This window comes from Streptomyces sp. NPDC048523, assembly GCF_043199815.1.
GTDB lineage: Bacteria > Actinomycetota > Actinomycetes > Streptomycetales > Streptomycetaceae > Streptomyces.
On the sequence record NZ_JBICWQ010000015.1, the window covers coordinates 1 to 17,185 of the forward strand.

Genomic DNA, 17,185 nt, shown 5'->3' on the forward strand with positions numbered 1-17,185 from the left:
TTCCGATCTGGGGGGCGGAGAGCCTGATGGCTCTTAAGTTGGCCTGGCGGCCAACTACGGGCCTGACGGCCCGTTAGGTGCTGTCGTCGTGCCTGGCGGCACGACTAATTGCACGTGCAGGGTTGGCCCTGCCGGGCCAACTTGGTTGGTTTCTGCGGGTGTTGGCGGGCCTGACGGCCCGTCGCCAAGAAGACTGTTGTCCTGCCTGACGGCAGGACAACGGGAAAAGCTAGGCCCCTCCCCTGGCGGGGAGGGTGAGGTTGAGTTGGGGATTGCCGGCGCCTGACGGCGCCGTGGTGATGTCATAACGGGGTGGCTGCACAGATATTTGAGTTGCCTGCGCTCCCCTGCCGGGGAGCTTGAACGTGGGCTGTCTTTTGCTTGGTTGGGGGCTGGCTTCTCTTGGTGAAGAGGGCGCCTGACGGCGCAAGAGGGCTTGGGGTTGTGAGTATCTGGTGCTCAAGGCTCTGCCTGGTTGGCACGCGGGGCCGTTGGCACTCCAACTGCCAGTAGCTGATCTGGTGGGGGTGGCTCCTGTTCGGGAATCACGTGCCTGAGACGCGCCTACCTGAACACGGGGATGTGGTGGGCGGCCTAGCAGTCCCATGCCCTGAGCTCCGCCTGCCGACGGCGGACTGTCGGAACGCATACGGCGGTCAGAGCGAGTTGGGCGACTGTAAACGAGGGCCTGGCCAACAACTTCGTGGCGAAGGGGGTGTTGGAGGTGCCCCTGCCTGGTGAGGACTGAGGCGCCCAGAGGCACGCACCGGGTTTAACCGGTCGCTATGCGGCCATGAATGAGCAATATCGATACTTTTCCGTCATCTGTCGATGGTTAGCCGGTCACGGCTATACCTTGCCGACGCAGGCTCGGCCCGTGAGTACATGCACGGTCGGTGTCCTGCCGCGGGGCATGCTCCCCGCTGCGGTCTGACTGTGCAGGGGGGTGGGGCCGTGACGAGGCACACGACTCTTTTGGGACGGTCGCGACGCAACGCCGCCGTCGCGGGGTGCCTGGGCCTGGTGTGTATCGCGGGGCCCGTGGTGCTTCACCAGGTATCCGGTGACGCGGGGCCGCGACTGGAGACTGGACAGGCATGGTTGTTGTCCGCCCGGGCGGGACTGCTCACCAAAGTAGACGGGGCGACAGGACGGCCTCAGGCACAGCTGCTGTTACCCGACCGCACTTCCGCGGGCCGCGTCTCGGTTGTTCAGCAGGGCAGCAACGTCGTGTTGCGCTCCGGGGGCACGGTGTGGAGCGTGGACGACGCCCAGGAACGCTTCCGGGTGAACTCCCGGCCTGTAGGCGCCGAGTTGCTCGTTGTGTCGGGTTCCACGGTCTACGGCGTTGAACGACCCGAGAATTCCCAGGCGGCGTCCACCGGTGTCGATGTCGTCTCCTCTCCTGTTGTCGATGACACTGTCGAGGGGGGGTCGAAGGTGCATCTCGATGCCCCGGTAGTGGCGGCCGCCGCCGGAAAGAAGGGTTCTCTGTGGGTCGCTCAGGCCTCGTCCGCGACCCTTTTGCGCATCGATGGCGGCCGCGTCGTCCAGCATGTACGTGTGAAGGGGGTTGAAGGCTCCCTTCAGCTGACGGCTGCGGCGCGCACTGCCGTGGTCGCGCTGGACACCCAGTCTCTGCGGTTGACCGTCCTGGACGCGGCGGGAGTCCGGCGGACCGTGTCGCTGGCGGACCGCGTCGAGATCGCCTCCGACGTTGGACTCGGCGTCCCCTCGGCGTCGTCGGCGCTTGTGCCCCTCGTCCTGCGCCAGGCTCGAGTGCTCACCGTTGTGGACACTGGCACGGGCGCGACCACCACGTTCCGCCTTCCGGTGGGCCGCTCCGCCCGCCTCGGACAGCCTGTCGCCGCCGGGACGCGCATCTACGTTCCCGACGATGCTTCCGGCAGCGTGCTCGTGGTGGACACGCGCAGCGGCCGTGCGGTGCGGACCGTCCGGCTGGCGCCGGCTGACGGACGCGCGCGGATCAGCGTATTCGTACGGAACGGACTCGTGTGGGGCAACGACGAGGCCGGATCGCGGGCCATGGTGGAGTGCCAGGGCACGATCCGTGTGCTGACGAAGTATCCGCGTACACCCGCTGCGGCACCCACGTACTCCGGAGGGCCGGCCGTGCACACAAGCTCGTCCCGGAGCCCCAGCCCCAGTCTCAGTCTCAGCCCCACGGCCACGCCAAGCCCTGCTCCCTCGACGCCTTCACCCACCGCTACCCGCAGCGCGCGTCCGTCGCCATCCCTCTCCCCTACGGGAAGCCCCGCTCCGTCTGCTGGAAGCAGTGCGTCAGGTGCAGCCCCAGCGCCCTCTTCCAGTGGCTCAGGTCCCACGCTGCTCAAGACGCTGGCTGTTGCCCAGCAGAGGGACTACGGCCGCACGAGCCTGGCGTGGGATCCAGCTTCGGCTCGGCTGGTGACCGCGCACGGCCCCGGCTCGGGCCGGCTGTGGGATGTCTCCGACCCGCAGTACCCCCGGCGCATGTATCCCGTGTCCGACAGTGGTGGAGGTGACACTCGCGGAACCACTTATGCCGCACGCGGAAGCCTGTTGTTCGTCGCTGGCCGCCGTCCCGATAACCACTATCAGGACTTCAGCATCTACGGAGCTGGTGGCTCCGGTCCGCCCCGGTTGCTGTCCGCCACCACGCTCGAGGGCAGTCAGGACCGCGGTATCGCTGCTGTCGCCGCCGTCCGGCCCGATGGGAAGGCCCTCGCGGCGGAGACCGGTGGCGGCGGAGGCGGCGTCGTCACTCTGTGGGACACGTCCAACCCTGCCGTCCCCGAGCGTGCCGCCTGGGTGGAAGGCATTACCGGGCACCTGGTCAAGATCCTGGACATTGGCTTCAGTCCCGACAACCGGACCATGGCTGTCCTCAGCTACCACGGCACGACAGATGCGAAGTACCTGCATCTTGTCGACGTCAGCGACGTCCATGCCCCGTCCGTCACCTCGACGGTCCGCGTGGGCGACGGGGTCTCCCCCGTGGTCTTCAGCCCGGACGGCCGCTATCTGCTGGCTCCGGGCGAGGGCGCGGCGGCCGCGATACGGGCGGCGGGAGGCGGAGTCGTCGGAGAGCTGCCCGCCTCAGTGAAGGTCACTGCTGCCGCGTTCAGCGCGTCTGGCGCGGTCCTGGCCACGGGTGAGGGCAACGGGACCGTGAAGCTGTGGGACACCGATGAGGGACGTACGCCGACCCTCATCCGCACGCTCACTCGTCGGCCAGATGCGATCCACCAGCTCGCTTTCGACCCGCGCACCGGGTTTCTGGGCGTGGCCGACGCCATGACCGTACAGCTGTGGAAGATCGGGTGACCCCGGCGGTCACGGCGCCACGACGGCGCACCAGCACTCAGGGGGACGCATGACATTGCCGTACGGCCGAGGCTCCGACGACTGCGCGCGTTTCGCCGCGGATTTCGGCATGCTGGCCGATCACATCGGACGGGTGATCCTCGGCAAGCGCAAGGAGATCGAGCTGGCCCTCACCGCCCTGTTCGCCGAGGGCCATCTCCTCATCGATGACTATCCAGGTCTCGGCAAGACTTCTCTGGCTCAGGCCATGGCCCGTGCAGTCGAAGGCACCTTCCACCGGATCCAGTTCACCCCGGACATCCTTCCTTCGGACATCACCGGCACCCAGATCCTCAACGAGAGCAGGACCGAGTTCACGTTCCGCCGAGGGCCCGTCTTCGCGAACGTGGTGCTGTGTGATGAGGTCAATCGGGCCTCGCCGAAGGCCCAGTCGGCCCTGCTCGAGGTCATGGAAGAGCAGCAGGTCACAGTAGCGGGCGTCGCCATGGCCGTGCCGCGTCCTTTCATGGTCGTGGCCACGCAGAACCCGGTCGACTTCGCTGGCACGTATCCGCTGCCTGAGTCCCAGCTGGACCGCTTCCTGATCTGTATGCGCATCGGCTACCCGGACGCTGAGACTGAGCGGAATGTTCTCAAGCAGGAGAGTTCGGGCCGCTCGGCGCCCGCGCTGGAGCGCGTTCTGCTCGCCCACCGGCTCGAGGAAATGATCGAGACGGCCCGGCAGGTGATGGTGAAGGACGAGCTCTACGACTTCGTGGTGCATGTACTTGACTGCACTCGCGCCGATGATCGGGTGCGCTTGGGAGCCAGTCCAAGAGCCGGCATCGCGCTGATTCGCGCGGCACGGGTCCGCGCGGCGAGCCTCGCACGGCACTACGTGATCCCGGCGGACGTCGAGGCACTCGCCGTCCCCGTGCTGGCGCACCGTCTCGTGCTCGATCCTTCCTCGGAGTTCAACGGGGTGACGGCGGAGCGGGTTGTACAGCGTGCGGTCGGGGCGGTCAGGCCGAGCCTATGAGTCTCACCCGGACCGGTGTCGGCGTCCTTGTCACCGCCGTGCTCAGTAGGTGTTTTTGATCCTCCGACTTGGTGAAGAGTCGGGTCATCCCGTGAGCGCGGCGAAGTCGCTCACGGGATGTTCTCACCTGGTGAACCGAGAGGCGAGGTGTCGTTGCGTGGTCCAGGTGCCGGTCATGTTGTCAGACGCCAGAGGGACGTGGTCTCGGCGCTTCGTGCTGTGTGGAGTGGGTCGGCAGCGTTCCTGGAGCGTGGGTGCCGGGGTTTGGTATCGACCTTGTCCACAACGCGAAGTTGTGCTGCCTGGATAGCGTCGAGCAGCTGCTGACGTGTCCGGAGGCCCAGGTGCTCTGCCAGGTCGGACAAGATGAGCCAGCCCTCCCCGCCTGGTCGGAGGTGGGCGGGCAGTCCGGCGAGGAAGCTGTGGAGCATGGTGCTGTCCGGATCGTAGACGCCTTGTTCGATGGGGCCGGTCGGACGGACGGGGAGCCAGGGGGGGTTGCAGACGATGAGGTCGGCGCGGCCTTCGGGGAACAGGCCGGGGCCCGACACCTGGATACGGTCGGTCAACGTTAGCCGGTGGACGTTCTCCTTGGCGCAGGCCAGGGCACGTGGGCTGATGTCGGTGGCCACGACGTGCTTGATTCCGCGGTGGGCCAGGACCGCAGCGAGGACGCCCGTTCCCGTGCCGAGGTCGAATGCCGTACTGCTGGCGGGACTGTGCCGGGTCGCCGGCGGCAGTGGCGTGTGGGCGACCAGGTCGACGTACTCACCTCTGACGGGTGCGAACACGCCGTAGTGGGGGTGGATGCGAGTCCCGAGCGCCGGCACGTCGATCCCTTTCAGGCGCCACTGGTGAGCGCCGATCACTCCCAACAGTTCCCGCAGAGAGACCGCCGTGGGTCCCTTTGAAGGGCCGTAGGCTTCCAGACACGCCTGGCGGACGTCGGGGGCCCGGCGCAACGTCAAGGTGTAGTGGTCGTCCAGCAGGACCAGGAGTTTTCCGAGGACACGGGCTCGGTGATTGCTGCTGCGTCGGTGCAGGTGGAAGTTCTCGCTCGGGGACGTGCTGTATTTGGGCGGCTTGCGGTCGATGCGCCGGCCCATCGCCTGCAGGAGTTGCCGGGCGTTGTGGAAGTCGCCTCGCCAGAGCAGGGCCGTTCCTTCGCACGCCTGTCGGTAGGCGTCGTTGGCCTTCAGCCGGTCGTCGGCGACGACGGTTCGCTGGGGAAGAGGGGCGGCGTTCTCGGAATGCCAGCGGGCGGACTGGTGGGTGTGGTTTTCGGTCCAGTGGATGGTGGACACCACGTACTCCTCGTGGTCGAACGTGCAGGGGCACGAAGAGCACTTCGACGAGGAGCAGGCTGAACGCACGCCTGTCTATAGGACAGGCGTGTGCGTTGAGGCAGGTGGCCCTTACCGCTCTCGCGTCGAAGCGCGGGAGCGGACGTCCCAGACAACCATGCCGAGCATCAGGGTCAGCCCTTTCGGAGGAGTGGCAGAAGGCTCGCACAGGTGCTGTTCGGCTGCCAAAAGCACCAGTCAGGCCAGGTCAACGGTCTGGCTTCTTCGTCCACTGGCTGGTTCGCGGGTTCTTGCGGGTGAGGCGCCTGGTCATCGTGGTGATGAGTGCCCAGTTCAGGTGTGCTTCGGAGTGCTGCGGGAGACGTTCGTAGTCGCGTGCGTTGCGGCGGGCGTTCATGCACCAGCCGATCGTGCGCTCGACTTTCCAGCGGCGGGGCAGGACGACGAAGCCCTTGGTGCCCTTGGGCCGGGAGACGATGCGCAGGGTGAGCCAGAGGCGTTCGCGGGCCCAGTCCACGAGGTCGCCGGCGTAGCCGCGGTCGGCCCAGACCTGGGTGATCTGTGGCTGGGTGAGGCGCAGGCGCCAGAAGACGTCGCGGGCGGCGTCGCGGTCTTGGATGTCGGCGGGCGTCACCGTGATCATCACGGGCAGGCCGAGCGTGTCCACGGTGATATGTCGCTTGCGGCCGTTGATTTTCTTGGCGGCGTCGTAGCCGCGGCTGTCCTTGCCGACGGTGGAGGCGCCCTTGACCGACTGGGAGTCGACGATCAGTGTCACCGGGTGGGGGCAGCGGCCCTTGCTGGTACGGATCCTCCGGCGGAGCTGGTCACGAATGTAGGTGACGACCCCGGCCCGGTTCCACCTCCAGAAAAACCCGTAAACCGTCTCCCACGGGGGGAAATCCGCGGGCAAGGCCCGCCACTTCGCGCCGTTGTCGACGATGTAGCGGATGCTGTCGACGATCTCCCGCCGGGGCCACTTTTCCGGGTGTCCACCGGTCTTGGTCTGGCAGGCCGGGACGGGCAGCAGGGGCTCCAGCAGTGCCCATTCGGCGACGGAGGTGTCAGAGGGGTAGCGGCGGCGACGGGAGGCAGCGGGCATGGCGGGCTCGGCAGAGGTGATCGGCGGCGAGGGCTATTTGGAGAGTTGGGCGAGGGTGGCGCGGACGCCGGTGAGCTGGGCGGTGGCGAGCTGGGCCCATTCGTCGTCGGGGTAGCGGGCCAGGTGCGGGTCGAGCGTGCCCGTGATCACCCGGGTGAGTCGGCCGAGGATCTGGCGGAACTGGCGCTTGTCGTACTCGATCCAGTCCGCGGGGTCGTCGGAGAACATGTAGCCGTCCGGGCGGGTCCATGTGATCGGGGTTAGGTTCTCCGCGGCGACGACGTCGCGGACGTGCCGGATGCCGCGGCCGACCTGCGAGCGGGTCAGGCGAGTGGCGGCCATGAGCTGGTAGGTGTGCAGGCCGGCGGGGCGTGCTTCCATCAGGGCGACACGGACCAGGTCGCCGTAGTGCTCGGCCAGCGGCCGGGCCTCCCGGCGCCGGGACACGGCTACTCCTCGCCTTTGAGGAGCTGCACGAGCTGCTCGTCCAGGGTGAACTCGCCGTTGTCGAGGGCTCCTTCGAGCCAGTCCGCCGCCGCACGAACCCGGCCGATCTGCCGCCGGACGGTCTCGCGCTCGTCCTCGGTGAACTCCTGTCCACGCAGCTGCGGGACCAGCCGGCCCAGGGTGGCCACGAAGCCGTGACAGGAGCCGACCAGGTCGAGGTATTCGATGGTGTGCTCGATCGCGCGGACGGCCGGGGTGCGCTCCCGGATCCGCTCGCGCGTTTCGTTGGAGTTGTCGAACTGCGCGCGGTTGACGAGCATCCGGGTGGTGTCGTCGCGCATCGCCGTCCGGGCGACCGCCGGACGGCGCAACAGGCTGGTGGTGACCTCCTTTGCGACCGTGTCGTCCCTGGTCAGTTCCGTGACAACCCTCACCCGCTCGGCCGGGGTGACGTGCTCGGTCACCGTCGGCCGCTTCAGCAGGTCGGTGGCGACCTGGGCTGCGACCTCGTCGTCCCGTGTCAGGTCGGCGACGGCCTGGACCTTCTCGTCCACCGTGACCGGGCGGTCGACGCGCTGGCCGACGACCCGCTTCGCGCCATCGGGCGTCCACTGCCTCGCGCCAGTGCGCGGGTTGAACGGCGCGTCCTCGATCGCCGCCCATCGCTCGTCCTCGTCGACCACCGAGGCCAGGATGCGGTGGACTGTGAACGACACCCCCTCCTTGCGGCGTTCCTGCGGCCACCGGTTGGCGGTGTAGCGCCAGTCCTCCACAGTGCGCCGCTCGACACCGATGTCGTCCGCGAACATCTGCAACGACTCCGTCACCGTGAACAAGTCATCCGTGCCGTTCGGCATCGACCCGCCCACCGACCTCATCGGCTCGATCTCCAGCGCCATGTCGCCCAGGGCGAACTGCGCGCGGGCGACCTGCGCGATCAGGTCCTTCGCCTGGGTGACGAGCTGTTCGTAACGCTGCCGGGTGACGTTCCCGATCCGGTCGGTCACGTCGGTCATGACGACCACCGCCCTCACCCGGGCCCGGCTCGGCCACCACAACGTGACCGGTCAATGGGGCGCCGGCCCCGGTCACCGTCCACCGTGACGCGGGCGCGACACGCCGGGACAGAGCGTGAACCGGGGGCGCTCGAAGCGCTCGGTGGTCCCCGTCAACTACCCTGACAAACAAGGGGTGTTCGAGGTGCCGGCGAGGCGTTCGGCTATGGCGTTTCCGTAACGCCGTTCCGTGACGGCCGCCGCTGACGACAAGCCCGTACCCGGCAACGGTCCGAGCAATACACCGCCGCCCTCGACCGCTCCACCCCCACCGTCCAGGACCGGCCGCACACCGGGCACTCAGCCTGCTCACCCCGCTGCATCGCTATAACCCGTTCACGGGTCTGCTCTCGTCTCCGCCACCGCCGTGACCTGCACCGACCCGAACAGAACACCGCCTCTGCCGCCATCGTCTGCGACAGCGGATCACCACACTCCCGGCAGTACCGCCGAGCCGTCCCGCCAGCCCCCACACGCCAGATCATCCAGCCGAACACACCTCACGGCCAGGGATCAAAAACACCTACTCAGCGGCGTCGCAGCCGTGGTTCTGGCCGCGCCGGCGCTCGGTGTCGTCGCCGGTGCCGCGGCCCTGGCGTTGCTGGTTGCGGCCGTGTTGGTGGCGACGGCGCCGCAGGCCTCCGTGTCCTTGTGCCTGGACGTGAGCGTGGTACGGCGCGGCGAGTACCTCACTGCTGTCGTCGAGACCACGGCGCTGGGTCCGTTCCTGCAAGCGGAGTGGGAGTTAGGAGCAGCCCTGGGGCCCGGCATCGAGGTGAGCGGACCGCTCGAGCGGCATGCCGGGGCCCGGTGGAGTCTGCCGCTGCGTGCGATGCGACACGGCGTGTTCTCCATCGTGCCGCCTGCACTGGTCCGCACCGATCTGTTCGGGCTGTGTCGGAGTCGGGTAGTGGTGACCTCCACAAGCCGCATCCTGGTCCGGCCGGCCGAAGTGCCCCTGGCCAGGACGGCTCTGTCCGGCTTTATGCGTGCCGTCTCTCCGGGGCGGGGGCCGTCGGGCGACGGCGACGAGTTCGATACGGTGCGCCGGTACGAGCCGGGAGACGACATCCGACGGATCCACTGGCCCAACAGCGCCCGCTCCGGTGAGGTCCTGGTCCGTCGCCATGTCGATTCCCCGGTACGGGAATTGGTCGTTCTTCAGGACACGGCTGTGACCTCCTTCGAGGACACGGAGTTTTTCGAGCGTGCTGTCGATTTCTGCGCCTCGCTCGTCCGCAGCGCCGGAGAACGGGGCATCGGGGTGCGCCTGGTGGCCACACGGGCAGAGCACGTCTGGTCGCTTCCGGCGGGCGACCGGTTGGCACCGTACGGCATCGGTCAGGCGTTCGCGCCGATCGTGTTGGAGGATCTGCCGCCGCATCGTGCGCCCGGGCACAGCCCGCTCGGCCGTGTTGCCCGCGAGACGCTGGGCCGGGGAACTGCCGTAGTTCTGGTCACCGGTGCGCCCTCGATGGACCTGCTGGACGCTCTGACGGCGGCGGTACCGGCCCGGGGATTGCGCGTGGTCTGTCTTGGACCGCAGCGGACGCGTACGGAGGTCACCGGCTGGGCGCGGGGTAGCGGGGTCGTTCTTGTGGACGGCGGTGACGCCCGTGCCGTGGCGGCCCAGTGGACCGCGTGGGCGGGAGCACCCCGGTGAAGGCCGCATTCGGGCAATTGGCTTGGCTCATTGCTGCCGCTGCGGCGGCGGGGTTCGTCTTCGGCAATGCTTTCGCCTATAGAGATCTGGCGGCACCCGTCCTCGTGGCGGCCATCGTGTCCGCCATCGCTGTGGCGGCGCTGCGGCGCGCCCGGCCGGCCTGGGGGCCGGAGGCTGATGTGCCGGTCATCGTCGTGCTCGGGCTCGTCGTGGGGACACTGCTGTTGTTCCACCGGACGGTGGTGGCCCAGGGGCCGTGGGAGGCGGTGCGCACAGCGACATCGGCCGCCGGGCATGTGTGGTCCCGGCTGGGGGTCACTCTGCCCGCTTCTGGCAGTCCGGAGGCGCTGACCGCGCCTTTCGCTTTGACGTGGGCGGCATCCACTACGGCGGCGGAACTGCGGTTGCGGGCCGGCGTCGGGCCCGCGGCACTCCTGCCGGTGACGGGTGCGATGGCCGTGGCAGTCCTGTTGTGCGTGCCCCAGACCGCGGCGGGTGTCGTGCCTGCCTGCCTGTTCACGGTCGCGGCCGCGTGTGATCTCGCCGTGCGGGAGCGGGGAACTGTCCGTCTCGGGTCCCGGCATCGCGGCGCTTTTGTCGTGCTGACCCTCGCTTGTGTCGGAGTGGCGGCGGTCAGCGCGGGCACGGGCTGGCTCGGTGGACGGCTGCCGTACGTTTTCGACCGCGGTACCGCTGCCGCGCGAACCAGCGGTCTTGATCCCTTGGCGCAGGCCTCCCTATGGGCTTCCCAGCCTCGGCGGACACTGTTTCGCACCACCGGTGATGTCCCCTCGAATTGGGTTGTGGCCCGTCTGGACGTCTACGACGGTGTCCAGTGGCGGCTCTCAGGCCGCTATCTCCCGGCCGCGTCCTTGGCCTACTTGTCCTCTGGCCGGCCCGCGGCGGGTGACGTCGCCACGGCTCGGGTCCGCGTGGAGTCGCTGACCGGGCCATATCTGCCTGTCCCCGCGGACGCGGTCTCCGTGGCCGGGCTGCCCGTTCGGGCCAGCCGTCGCGACGGGACAGTCCTGGTAGAGCGGGCCCTGACTCCGGGTACTGTCTATCGGACAGGGGCACTGCAACACCCTTCTGGCGGCGTGACCCGCAAGGCGCAGATCTCGGAGCACGCGGACACCTTGCCGGAGAGTCTGCCGGACTCCCTCACATCATGGCTGACCGTGGCGACAGCCGGCCTGCCCTCCTCTGCCACCCCATTGCAGAAGGCTTCGGCGCTCGCCCGTCACCTGCGCACGCATTACGCGTATCGGCCTGAGGAGGGCGGCGGTCAGTCACTCGGCTCCGTCCAGCGGTTCCTGACGACCAAACAGGGGCCGGCCGCGGCGTTCGCGACCTCCTTCGCCCTGGCCGCGCGGGAGCTGGGCATGCCATGCCGGCTGGTCGTCGGCTTCTCCTCCGGTCATCGGCTCAACGACGGGTGGCGGGGCGTCGGCGGCGGCGACGTACGGGTGTGGGCCGAGATCCCCTCACCGGACGGCAGCTGGGCGGCCTTCCATTTCCTCCCAGGAGCCACCACGGGCCCCGAAGCCGGGCTTGCACCATCCGCCGCGCGTTCCCTCCGTCCCACACCAACGCCTACTGCGACGGCCAGCATCCAGCCGAGCCGCTCTGCCAGCGCGCAGCCTTCCGCGCCACCGCCCACTGCGACTGGTTCCACCCGTGGCGTAGGGACGTCGCACTTTCCGTACCAGGTCTTTCTTGCTCTCCCCTTGCTGGCGCTGCTCGCAGCCTTCTGGGTGTGCTTGGTCGCGCCACGGCTGCGCCGCCGCAGGGCACGCCTGCATCCCACGGCGGCCGGACGGATCACGGGTGCCTGGGAGACGGCGGCGGACCGGCTGGTAGGGCACCGGCTGCTGGGCCGACACTCGCCGCGCAGCCCCAACCACCTCATCGGGAGCCTGCCTGCCCAGGCTCGCGACGTGCTGGCACCGCAACTGCAGGCTCTCGGCGCCCTGGCGACTCAGGCACGCTACGGCGATCTTGACGAGGAACAAGCAGTGTTGCACCCCACCTGGCCGCGGCTCGCCGATGCCGACGCTCACCGTGCATGGCAGCTGGAGGCCGAGATCGCGCACCGCTGCCGGACCATAGCGAGACGTTCTCGCACCGAGCGCCTGCGCTCCTGGCGGCGGCCCGCCCCTGTGCGTGAGGCCTCGTCCGTGCCACGGGGAGGATCCCAATGACCGGCTCGAAGAGTGTGCTGGGATCGGGGCGCGCACATGCACTGCTTATCGGCTCCGGAACATACGATCCCGACGGTACCTACGGCCCGGGGGTCAGAGGCTGGCCTGCGGTGAAGTCCGCTCGTCGCTCTGTGGAACGCCTGCGTGACATCCTCATCGAACGGTGCGGCCTGCCCGCGGACGGCGTGACCGAACTCCACGATCCCGAGGACTCCAGGCAGGTACTCGACTACGTCGACACTGCGGCATCATGCGCCGACGGCGGGCTTCTGCTGCTGTACTTCGTCGGCCATGGGGCCCCCGACTTCGATCGCCAAGGGCAAGGCCTACGGCTGATGACGCGTCACTCTGCGCCACCCACCGCGCCAGGTGCCTACTCGTCCACCTCTCAGGTCAGCTTTCACGGCATCCTGGACATCGTCCGCAACGGCAAGGAATCCCGCCCTCAGCCGGCTGCCGTGGTGGCCATACTCGATTGCTGCATGGCCGACCGGGGGGCAGCGGACATGACGAACCTGAAGTCCTACTTCTTTCTCGCGGCCGCGACCCGGGACCGACAAGCCATGGCCCCACCCGACGCCGACTTCCCTTTGTTCACTGGCCGCCTCATCGAGCTTCTGGAGAAGGGCGCACCAGAATTCGGGCCGGACATCAGACTCGCGGATCTGGCTGACCTGCTGTGCCAAACCATGCCGGAAGGGGCGCCCGTCCCCAAGGTCTCCGGGTCTGCCGGGCATCTCGTGCTGGCTCCCAATCCGCACCCCGAGGCGTTCGACCGGGTCCGACCGCAGAGGACCCGTACGCTGCCTGTCACCGGCCGCTGCCCCTATCCGGGGCTGGCGGCCTTCACCGAACAGGAACAGCGGTGGTTCCGCGGCCGTGAGTACGACGCTGACGTCGTTGTCGTCAGTCTCACCGCGGTGCAGGCATCGCGTCTTCCCGTCGTTCTCACCGGGGCCAGCGGGTCAGGCAAGACCTCATTTGTCCAGGCTGCGTTGAGGCCACGGCTCGCCGCCGTAGCCCTCGAAGGCCGTGCCGGCCGCCGCTGCACCACCTTGTTGCGCCCCGGATCACCACAGCTTGTCCACGACCTGGCCCGACATCTTGCCTCGCTCGCGCCCGGGGCGGACTCCGCCGTGTTCGAGTCCCGCCTGCGCGAGGGCGAGGACGGCGCGCGGGCGGTGGCCCGCGAGGTACAGACCGCGCAGGCTACGGCTGATGGCGTACCCGCCGAACTCGTCCTCATCATCGACCAGTTCGAGAAGATCTACAGTCCGGACATTACAGCGCCTGAGCGGACGGCCTTCGTATCGGCTGTCTGTGCTCTGGCCGCGGCCGAGACTCTGGCCCCCTGGCGTCCGCTCAACGGCGACCGTGCGGAGGACATCGTCCGGGTCCGCGTGCTGCTCGTCGTGCCGTCGGAATCCTCAGGACGTCTTGAGGAGTCCGACGACCGCCTGCGCCGTGCCCTCACCACAACCCAGCACATCCTGGCCCCGCTCAGCGAGGACGAGGTACGCCAAGCGATCGTCGAACCCGCACGGCAGGAAGGCATCGTAGTCGACGAGGACTTCGTGGCCGGCGTGTGTGCCGAGTTCGCCTCGGCAGCCGCCCCGCAGTACGGCGACACTCGCACCGCCCTGCCCCCCGCGCGGCTCCTGCCGTATCTGGCCCAGGCGTTGCGGGCGACCTGGGAGCACTCACCGCGTCGCCTCACGCTTCAGGCGTATCACGACAGCGGCAGGCTTGAGGGCGCCATCCAGGAGACGGCCGAGCAGTGCTTCCAGCAACTCGACGCCACCGACCGTGAGATCGCCCAGGTTCTGCTGCTTCATCTCGTCGCCCACAATGACCAGGGGCTCGCCGGTGGGTTGAAGACCGTTACCCGGCAAGCCCTCTTGCTGGAAACCTGCGACACCGGCGATCCGAACAGCCGCCTCAGGACGGAAAAGGTACTCGACCGACTGCGCGAGCGCCGTCTGATCGTCGAAACTAACAGCGGTATCACCCTGGTACACCAGGCTCTGATACACGCCTGGCCCCGCATGGGCCGCTGGATCCGCGACGACCGCACCTGGCTGACGATCCGCGAGCGCATCCAGGCCGAAGCACGTCGTTGGGAAAGGGACGGCCGCGTCGACCGCTCCACTCCCCTGAGCCCCTTCCTCGCCGACGATTTCGCCGCAGCGGCCCACCGCGGAGGCGCAAGCGGTCTCACCCAGCGGGACTGGGACTATCTCAACGCCACGATGGCCTCACGCGAGCAGGAGCTGCAACAACGGCGCCAGGGCAGACGACGGCAACGGATCACCGCCGCGATCGCCGTCCTGAGCTGCATGGCAGCTACTGCGGGAACCTGGATCGGCATAAACGAGCGCGCATCCTCCGCTTCGGCACGCCACGAGCGGACAGCCTCACAGCTGGCAGCAGCCGCGCAAGTGACAGCGGCGCGTCAGCCCGATCTGGCAGCCAGACTCGCCGTTGCCTCCTACCGTGCCGCTCACACCCCCACCTCCTGGACCGCATTGCTGGAGAACGCGGCACAAGTACGCCCCACGCCACTCTCGAACGCAGTGACCAGCCAACTCACCGGCACCCGACTCGCCGTGGGAGCGGGAACGGCCGCCAGCGTGACGGCGAAGGGCATCACCCTCGACGCCACAGCCGACGGGCACCGCGTGGCCGTCCTGCTCGAGAGCACCGGCGTCACCGAGATCGCCTTCGGCCACCGCGGGCAGATCTTGGCCGGGATCGACGCCCACGGCTCCATCAGGATCTGGGACACCGGCCAGCCCCGGCGTCCGCCCCGGGTATTCGCCACCGGCGTGCCGATCGGAGAGATCGGGACAGCAACCACCAGCCTGACCTTCAGCGCCGACGACGCCTTCCTCGCCGTCGCCGCTGGAGAAGAAGCCGGCACCGAGGCCACGCACCCCTTCGCCACCGAGGTCTGGCAAATCCCCCACGAGGCCCGGCCGACACGGAAGAGGGTGCTGCCAGACGGCTACGCCGTGTTCACCGGATCAGGCACCACCCTCGCCCAGGTGGACGGGGCAGGCAAATGGCTCCTTGAGGACGCCGCACGTCCCCAGGCGCCCGGTGCGCTATCACTGGCACGCCGGTCGATGCGCGCCACCTGCTTCAGCCCCGATGGCACTGCGGCCGCGCAGGTGTGCGCACGCCATCGCCCTGGGCAACGCAGGCCAGCCGCTGCCGGCCGTCAGCCTGCTGCGTCCACTGCATCAGCAGCGTGCCGCGCAACTCGGCCCGGATCACCCCGATACGCTCTCCGCGCGTCACGACATAGCCCGCTACCTCGCCGAGGCGGGCCGGGTCTCGGAGGCCGTCGATCTTCTCGACCGTCTCGCCGCCGACCGGCGGCGTGTCCTGGGGCCCCGCCATACGGCGACTTTGGTGACCTTAAGCAGCAAGGCCAGGTTTCTGCGTGAGCGGGGAGACGCTCCGCAGGCATTGCAGTTGTTTCGGGAGCTGCTCCCTGACATGACGGCAGTGCTGGGCCCGGACCATGTGGACGTTCTGCTGGCACGACAGGAGCTGGGCCGGACCCTGGGCCACACCGGCCTGGTATCCGACGCCCTCGCCTGTCTGAGCACGGTGCTCGAAGACCACGAACGGCTTTTGGGCGCGGCGCACCCGCACACGCTCAGCACCCGCTTCGAGCTGGCACTCCTGACAGCCCGGTCAGGTGACCTCCACGGGGCCCTCCGCCAGTTGCAGGCCCTGCTGGCCGAACAGGAACGCATCCTTGGCATGCATTCGCGCACCTTGAGTACTCGTCATCAGCTCGGCAGGCTTCTTGCTCAGACCGGGGAGCCGGAAAAGGCTCTGGAAGCCTTGTCAGGGGTACTGAGTGATCAGGAGCGCTTCCACGGCCCCGCTCATCCCCGCACTCTGGCAACCCGATACGACCGGCTCCTCGTCGCACGCCACACCCAAAACCCGCAGGAGACTGCGGCCCAGCTGGCCGCTCTTCGGGAGGACTGCCGCCGGACGCTGGGCGAGACACATCCTCTGACCCGGACGATCACCACAGCACTGGGAGCCTCGTGACCCCAGTACATGGGCGCTTGTGGTCCGTTCCCAGCCAGGACGGACGGCATTCGGCTGCGCCGCCACCGCGCCGAGAACCCGCAAGAGGTCACTTTGATGCTTCGGTCTCAATGATGTCGTAGAGATGGTTTCCGTGGGCCCAGCGTTTCAGTTCCGGCCGACCCAGCAGGATGATCCCGTGCCGGGCGGCGAAGTCAGTGGCCGGCTGGGTAAACCCGCTCAGACCGATCATGATGGGGTGATGCGCCTTGTGCTCAGGGCGCGCCGTTCCGTTGAAGGTCTGCACCTCCTTGGAACCCACCGGCCGCACATAGTGCTTGCACTGCAGGACCAGTTTGCGGCTCTCGTCATCCCACGCCACCACGTCGGCTCCCAGGTCCCCGGCACCGCCCACCCGACGCGCATGGAGAAATCCGTCGCGGACCAGCAGCTCGGCGCAGGCCTCCTCAAAGGCCGTCGGGGTCATCGCGGCAAGTTCCCGCATGCGGTAGGTCAGCCTGTCCGGCTCCTCGTCATCGGATACGGCGTCCTCGCCGTAGATCAGCTGACGGCCGCCACGACCCGGGCGGTCGATCAGCGTGGCGGTCAGCAGCACCAGCCCCAGGCAGGCGGACCCTGTCCACCACGGATGATCGCCGATCCACGGCAGCGCGGTATCCGTCACCCACTGCCATAACAGCCGCGCCAGTGTGATCCCCACGATGAGACCGACCACGGCCTTCACCCCGGGCGTCATCGTCCCGTCCCTGTACACCGCCGCACCCCCGAGAACGTCGACTTGGGCTCGAACTCCCTTTGTAGCAAGGGGCACTGACACCGGCTCGGCTTCCGGACACCACGTTTTCTTACATGCGCACGCATCATGTCCTGACCGGCCACGTGCCGACACCGACGAACTGGACCAGCACGCACCTGCGCGTGAATTGCGCTCTCCTACCGTCGTGCGCCTCGTTTCAGGGGCAGGCGAACGACACGAAGCAGTGGGACGTGAAGCCGC

Annotated in this window: 10 protein-coding genes and 1 pseudogene; 6 read left to right on the forward strand and 5 right to left on the reverse strand. The window is 68.3% G+C overall.

What is annotated here, in order from left to right; all coding sequences use genetic code 11:
- The first annotated feature begins 1,260 nt into the window (after positions 1-1,260).
- Positions 1,261-3,327 (forward strand): hypothetical protein, encoded by a 2,067-nt coding sequence (locus ACGFWE_RS41030; RefSeq protein WP_393605544.1) that lies wholly within the window; start codon positions 1,261-1,263, stop codon positions 3,325-3,327.
- A gap of 49 nt (positions 3,328-3,376) precedes the next feature.
- Positions 3,377-4,345, forward strand: coding sequence for an AAA family ATPase (locus ACGFWE_RS41035; protein ID WP_393605546.1), 969 nt, complete (start codon positions 3,377-3,379; stop codon positions 4,343-4,345).
- Positions 4,346-4,518: 173 nt separating this feature from the next.
- Here the strand turns inward: ACGFWE_RS41035 and ACGFWE_RS41040 are convergent, their stop codons facing one another.
- The 4 genes from ACGFWE_RS41040 to ACGFWE_RS41055 form a co-directional block, all read right to left on the reverse strand.
- The gene (locus ACGFWE_RS41040) at positions 4,519-5,649 is read right to left on the reverse strand and encodes a methyltransferase (RefSeq protein ID WP_393605548.1); all 1,131 of its coding nucleotides are present in this window, start codon (positions 5,647-5,649) and stop codon (positions 4,519-4,521) included.
- A 247-nt stretch (positions 5,650-5,896) separates the two neighbouring features.
- Complete coding sequence (locus ACGFWE_RS41045) at positions 5,897-6,751, reverse strand: IS5 family transposase (protein WP_393605550.1); 855 nt, start codon at positions 6,749-6,751, stop codon at positions 5,897-5,899.
- A 33-nt stretch (positions 6,752-6,784) separates the two neighbouring features.
- Complete coding sequence (locus ACGFWE_RS41050; protein ID WP_351367838.1) at positions 6,785-7,198, reverse strand: hypothetical protein; 414 nt, start codon at positions 7,196-7,198, stop codon at positions 6,785-6,787.
- A gap of 2 nt (positions 7,199-7,200) precedes the next feature.
- Complete coding sequence (locus ACGFWE_RS41055) at positions 7,201-8,214, reverse strand: DUF6192 family protein (protein ID WP_393605552.1); 1,014 nt, start codon at positions 8,212-8,214, stop codon at positions 7,201-7,203.
- Between the two features lie 406 nt (positions 8,215-8,620).
- Between ACGFWE_RS41055 and ACGFWE_RS41060 the strand changes: the two genes are divergently transcribed.
- The 4 genes and pseudogenes from ACGFWE_RS41060 (at position 8,621) to ACGFWE_RS41075 (ending at position 16,188) form a co-directional block, all read left to right on the forward strand.
- The gene (locus ACGFWE_RS41060) at positions 8,621-9,916 is read left to right on the forward strand and encodes a DUF58 domain-containing protein (protein ID WP_393605554.1); all 1,296 of its coding nucleotides are present in this window, start codon (positions 8,621-8,623) and stop codon (positions 9,914-9,916) included.
- Positions 9,913-12,117 carry a DUF3488 and transglutaminase-like domain-containing protein gene (locus tag ACGFWE_RS41065; protein ID WP_393605556.1) on the forward strand — a complete coding sequence of 735 codons (2,205 nt, stop codon included), beginning with the start codon at positions 9,913-9,915 and terminating at the stop codon, positions 12,115-12,117. Before ACGFWE_RS41060 ends, ACGFWE_RS41065 begins: the two co-directional genes overlap by 4 nt.
- Before the next feature lie 689 nt (positions 12,118-12,806).
- Positions 12,807-14,243: pseudogene (locus ACGFWE_RS41070) on the forward strand (hypothetical protein); the annotation flags it as partial.
- Between the two features lie 1,024 nt (positions 14,244-15,267).
- Positions 15,268-16,188 carry a tetratricopeptide repeat protein gene (locus ACGFWE_RS41075; protein ID WP_393605558.1) on the forward strand — a complete coding sequence of 307 codons (921 nt, stop codon included), beginning with the start codon at positions 15,268-15,270 and terminating at the stop codon, positions 16,186-16,188.
- An 88-nt stretch (positions 16,189-16,276) separates the two neighbouring features.
- Here ACGFWE_RS41075 and ACGFWE_RS41080 read toward each other — a convergent pair whose 3' ends face one another.
- A complete protein-coding gene (locus ACGFWE_RS41080) occupies positions 16,277-16,924 on the reverse strand; it encodes a restriction endonuclease (protein WP_393605560.1) in 648 nt (215 codons plus the stop codon).
- Positions 16,925-17,185: the final 261 nt, after the last annotated feature.

Bases quoted from the DNA above. Each gene is read 5' to 3' on its own strand.
- ACGFWE_RS41055 (WP_393605552.1), bottom strand. From the start codon at position 8,214: ATGACCGACGTGACCGACCGGATCGGGAACGTCACCCGGCAGCGTTAC.
- ACGFWE_RS41075 (WP_393605558.1), top strand. From the start codon at position 15,268: ATGGCACTGCGGCCGCGCAGGTGTGCGCACGCCATCGCCCTGGGCAAC.
- ACGFWE_RS41045 (WP_393605550.1), bottom strand. From the start codon at position 6,751: ATGCCCGCTGCCTCCCGTCGCCGCCGCTACCCCTCTGACACCTCCGTC.
- ACGFWE_RS41080 (WP_393605560.1), bottom strand. From the start codon at position 16,924: ATGACGCCCGGGGTGAAGGCCGTGGTCGGTCTCATCGTGGGGATCACA.
- ACGFWE_RS41035 (WP_393605546.1), top strand. From the start codon at position 3,377: ATGACATTGCCGTACGGCCGAGGCTCCGACGACTGCGCGCGTTTCGCC.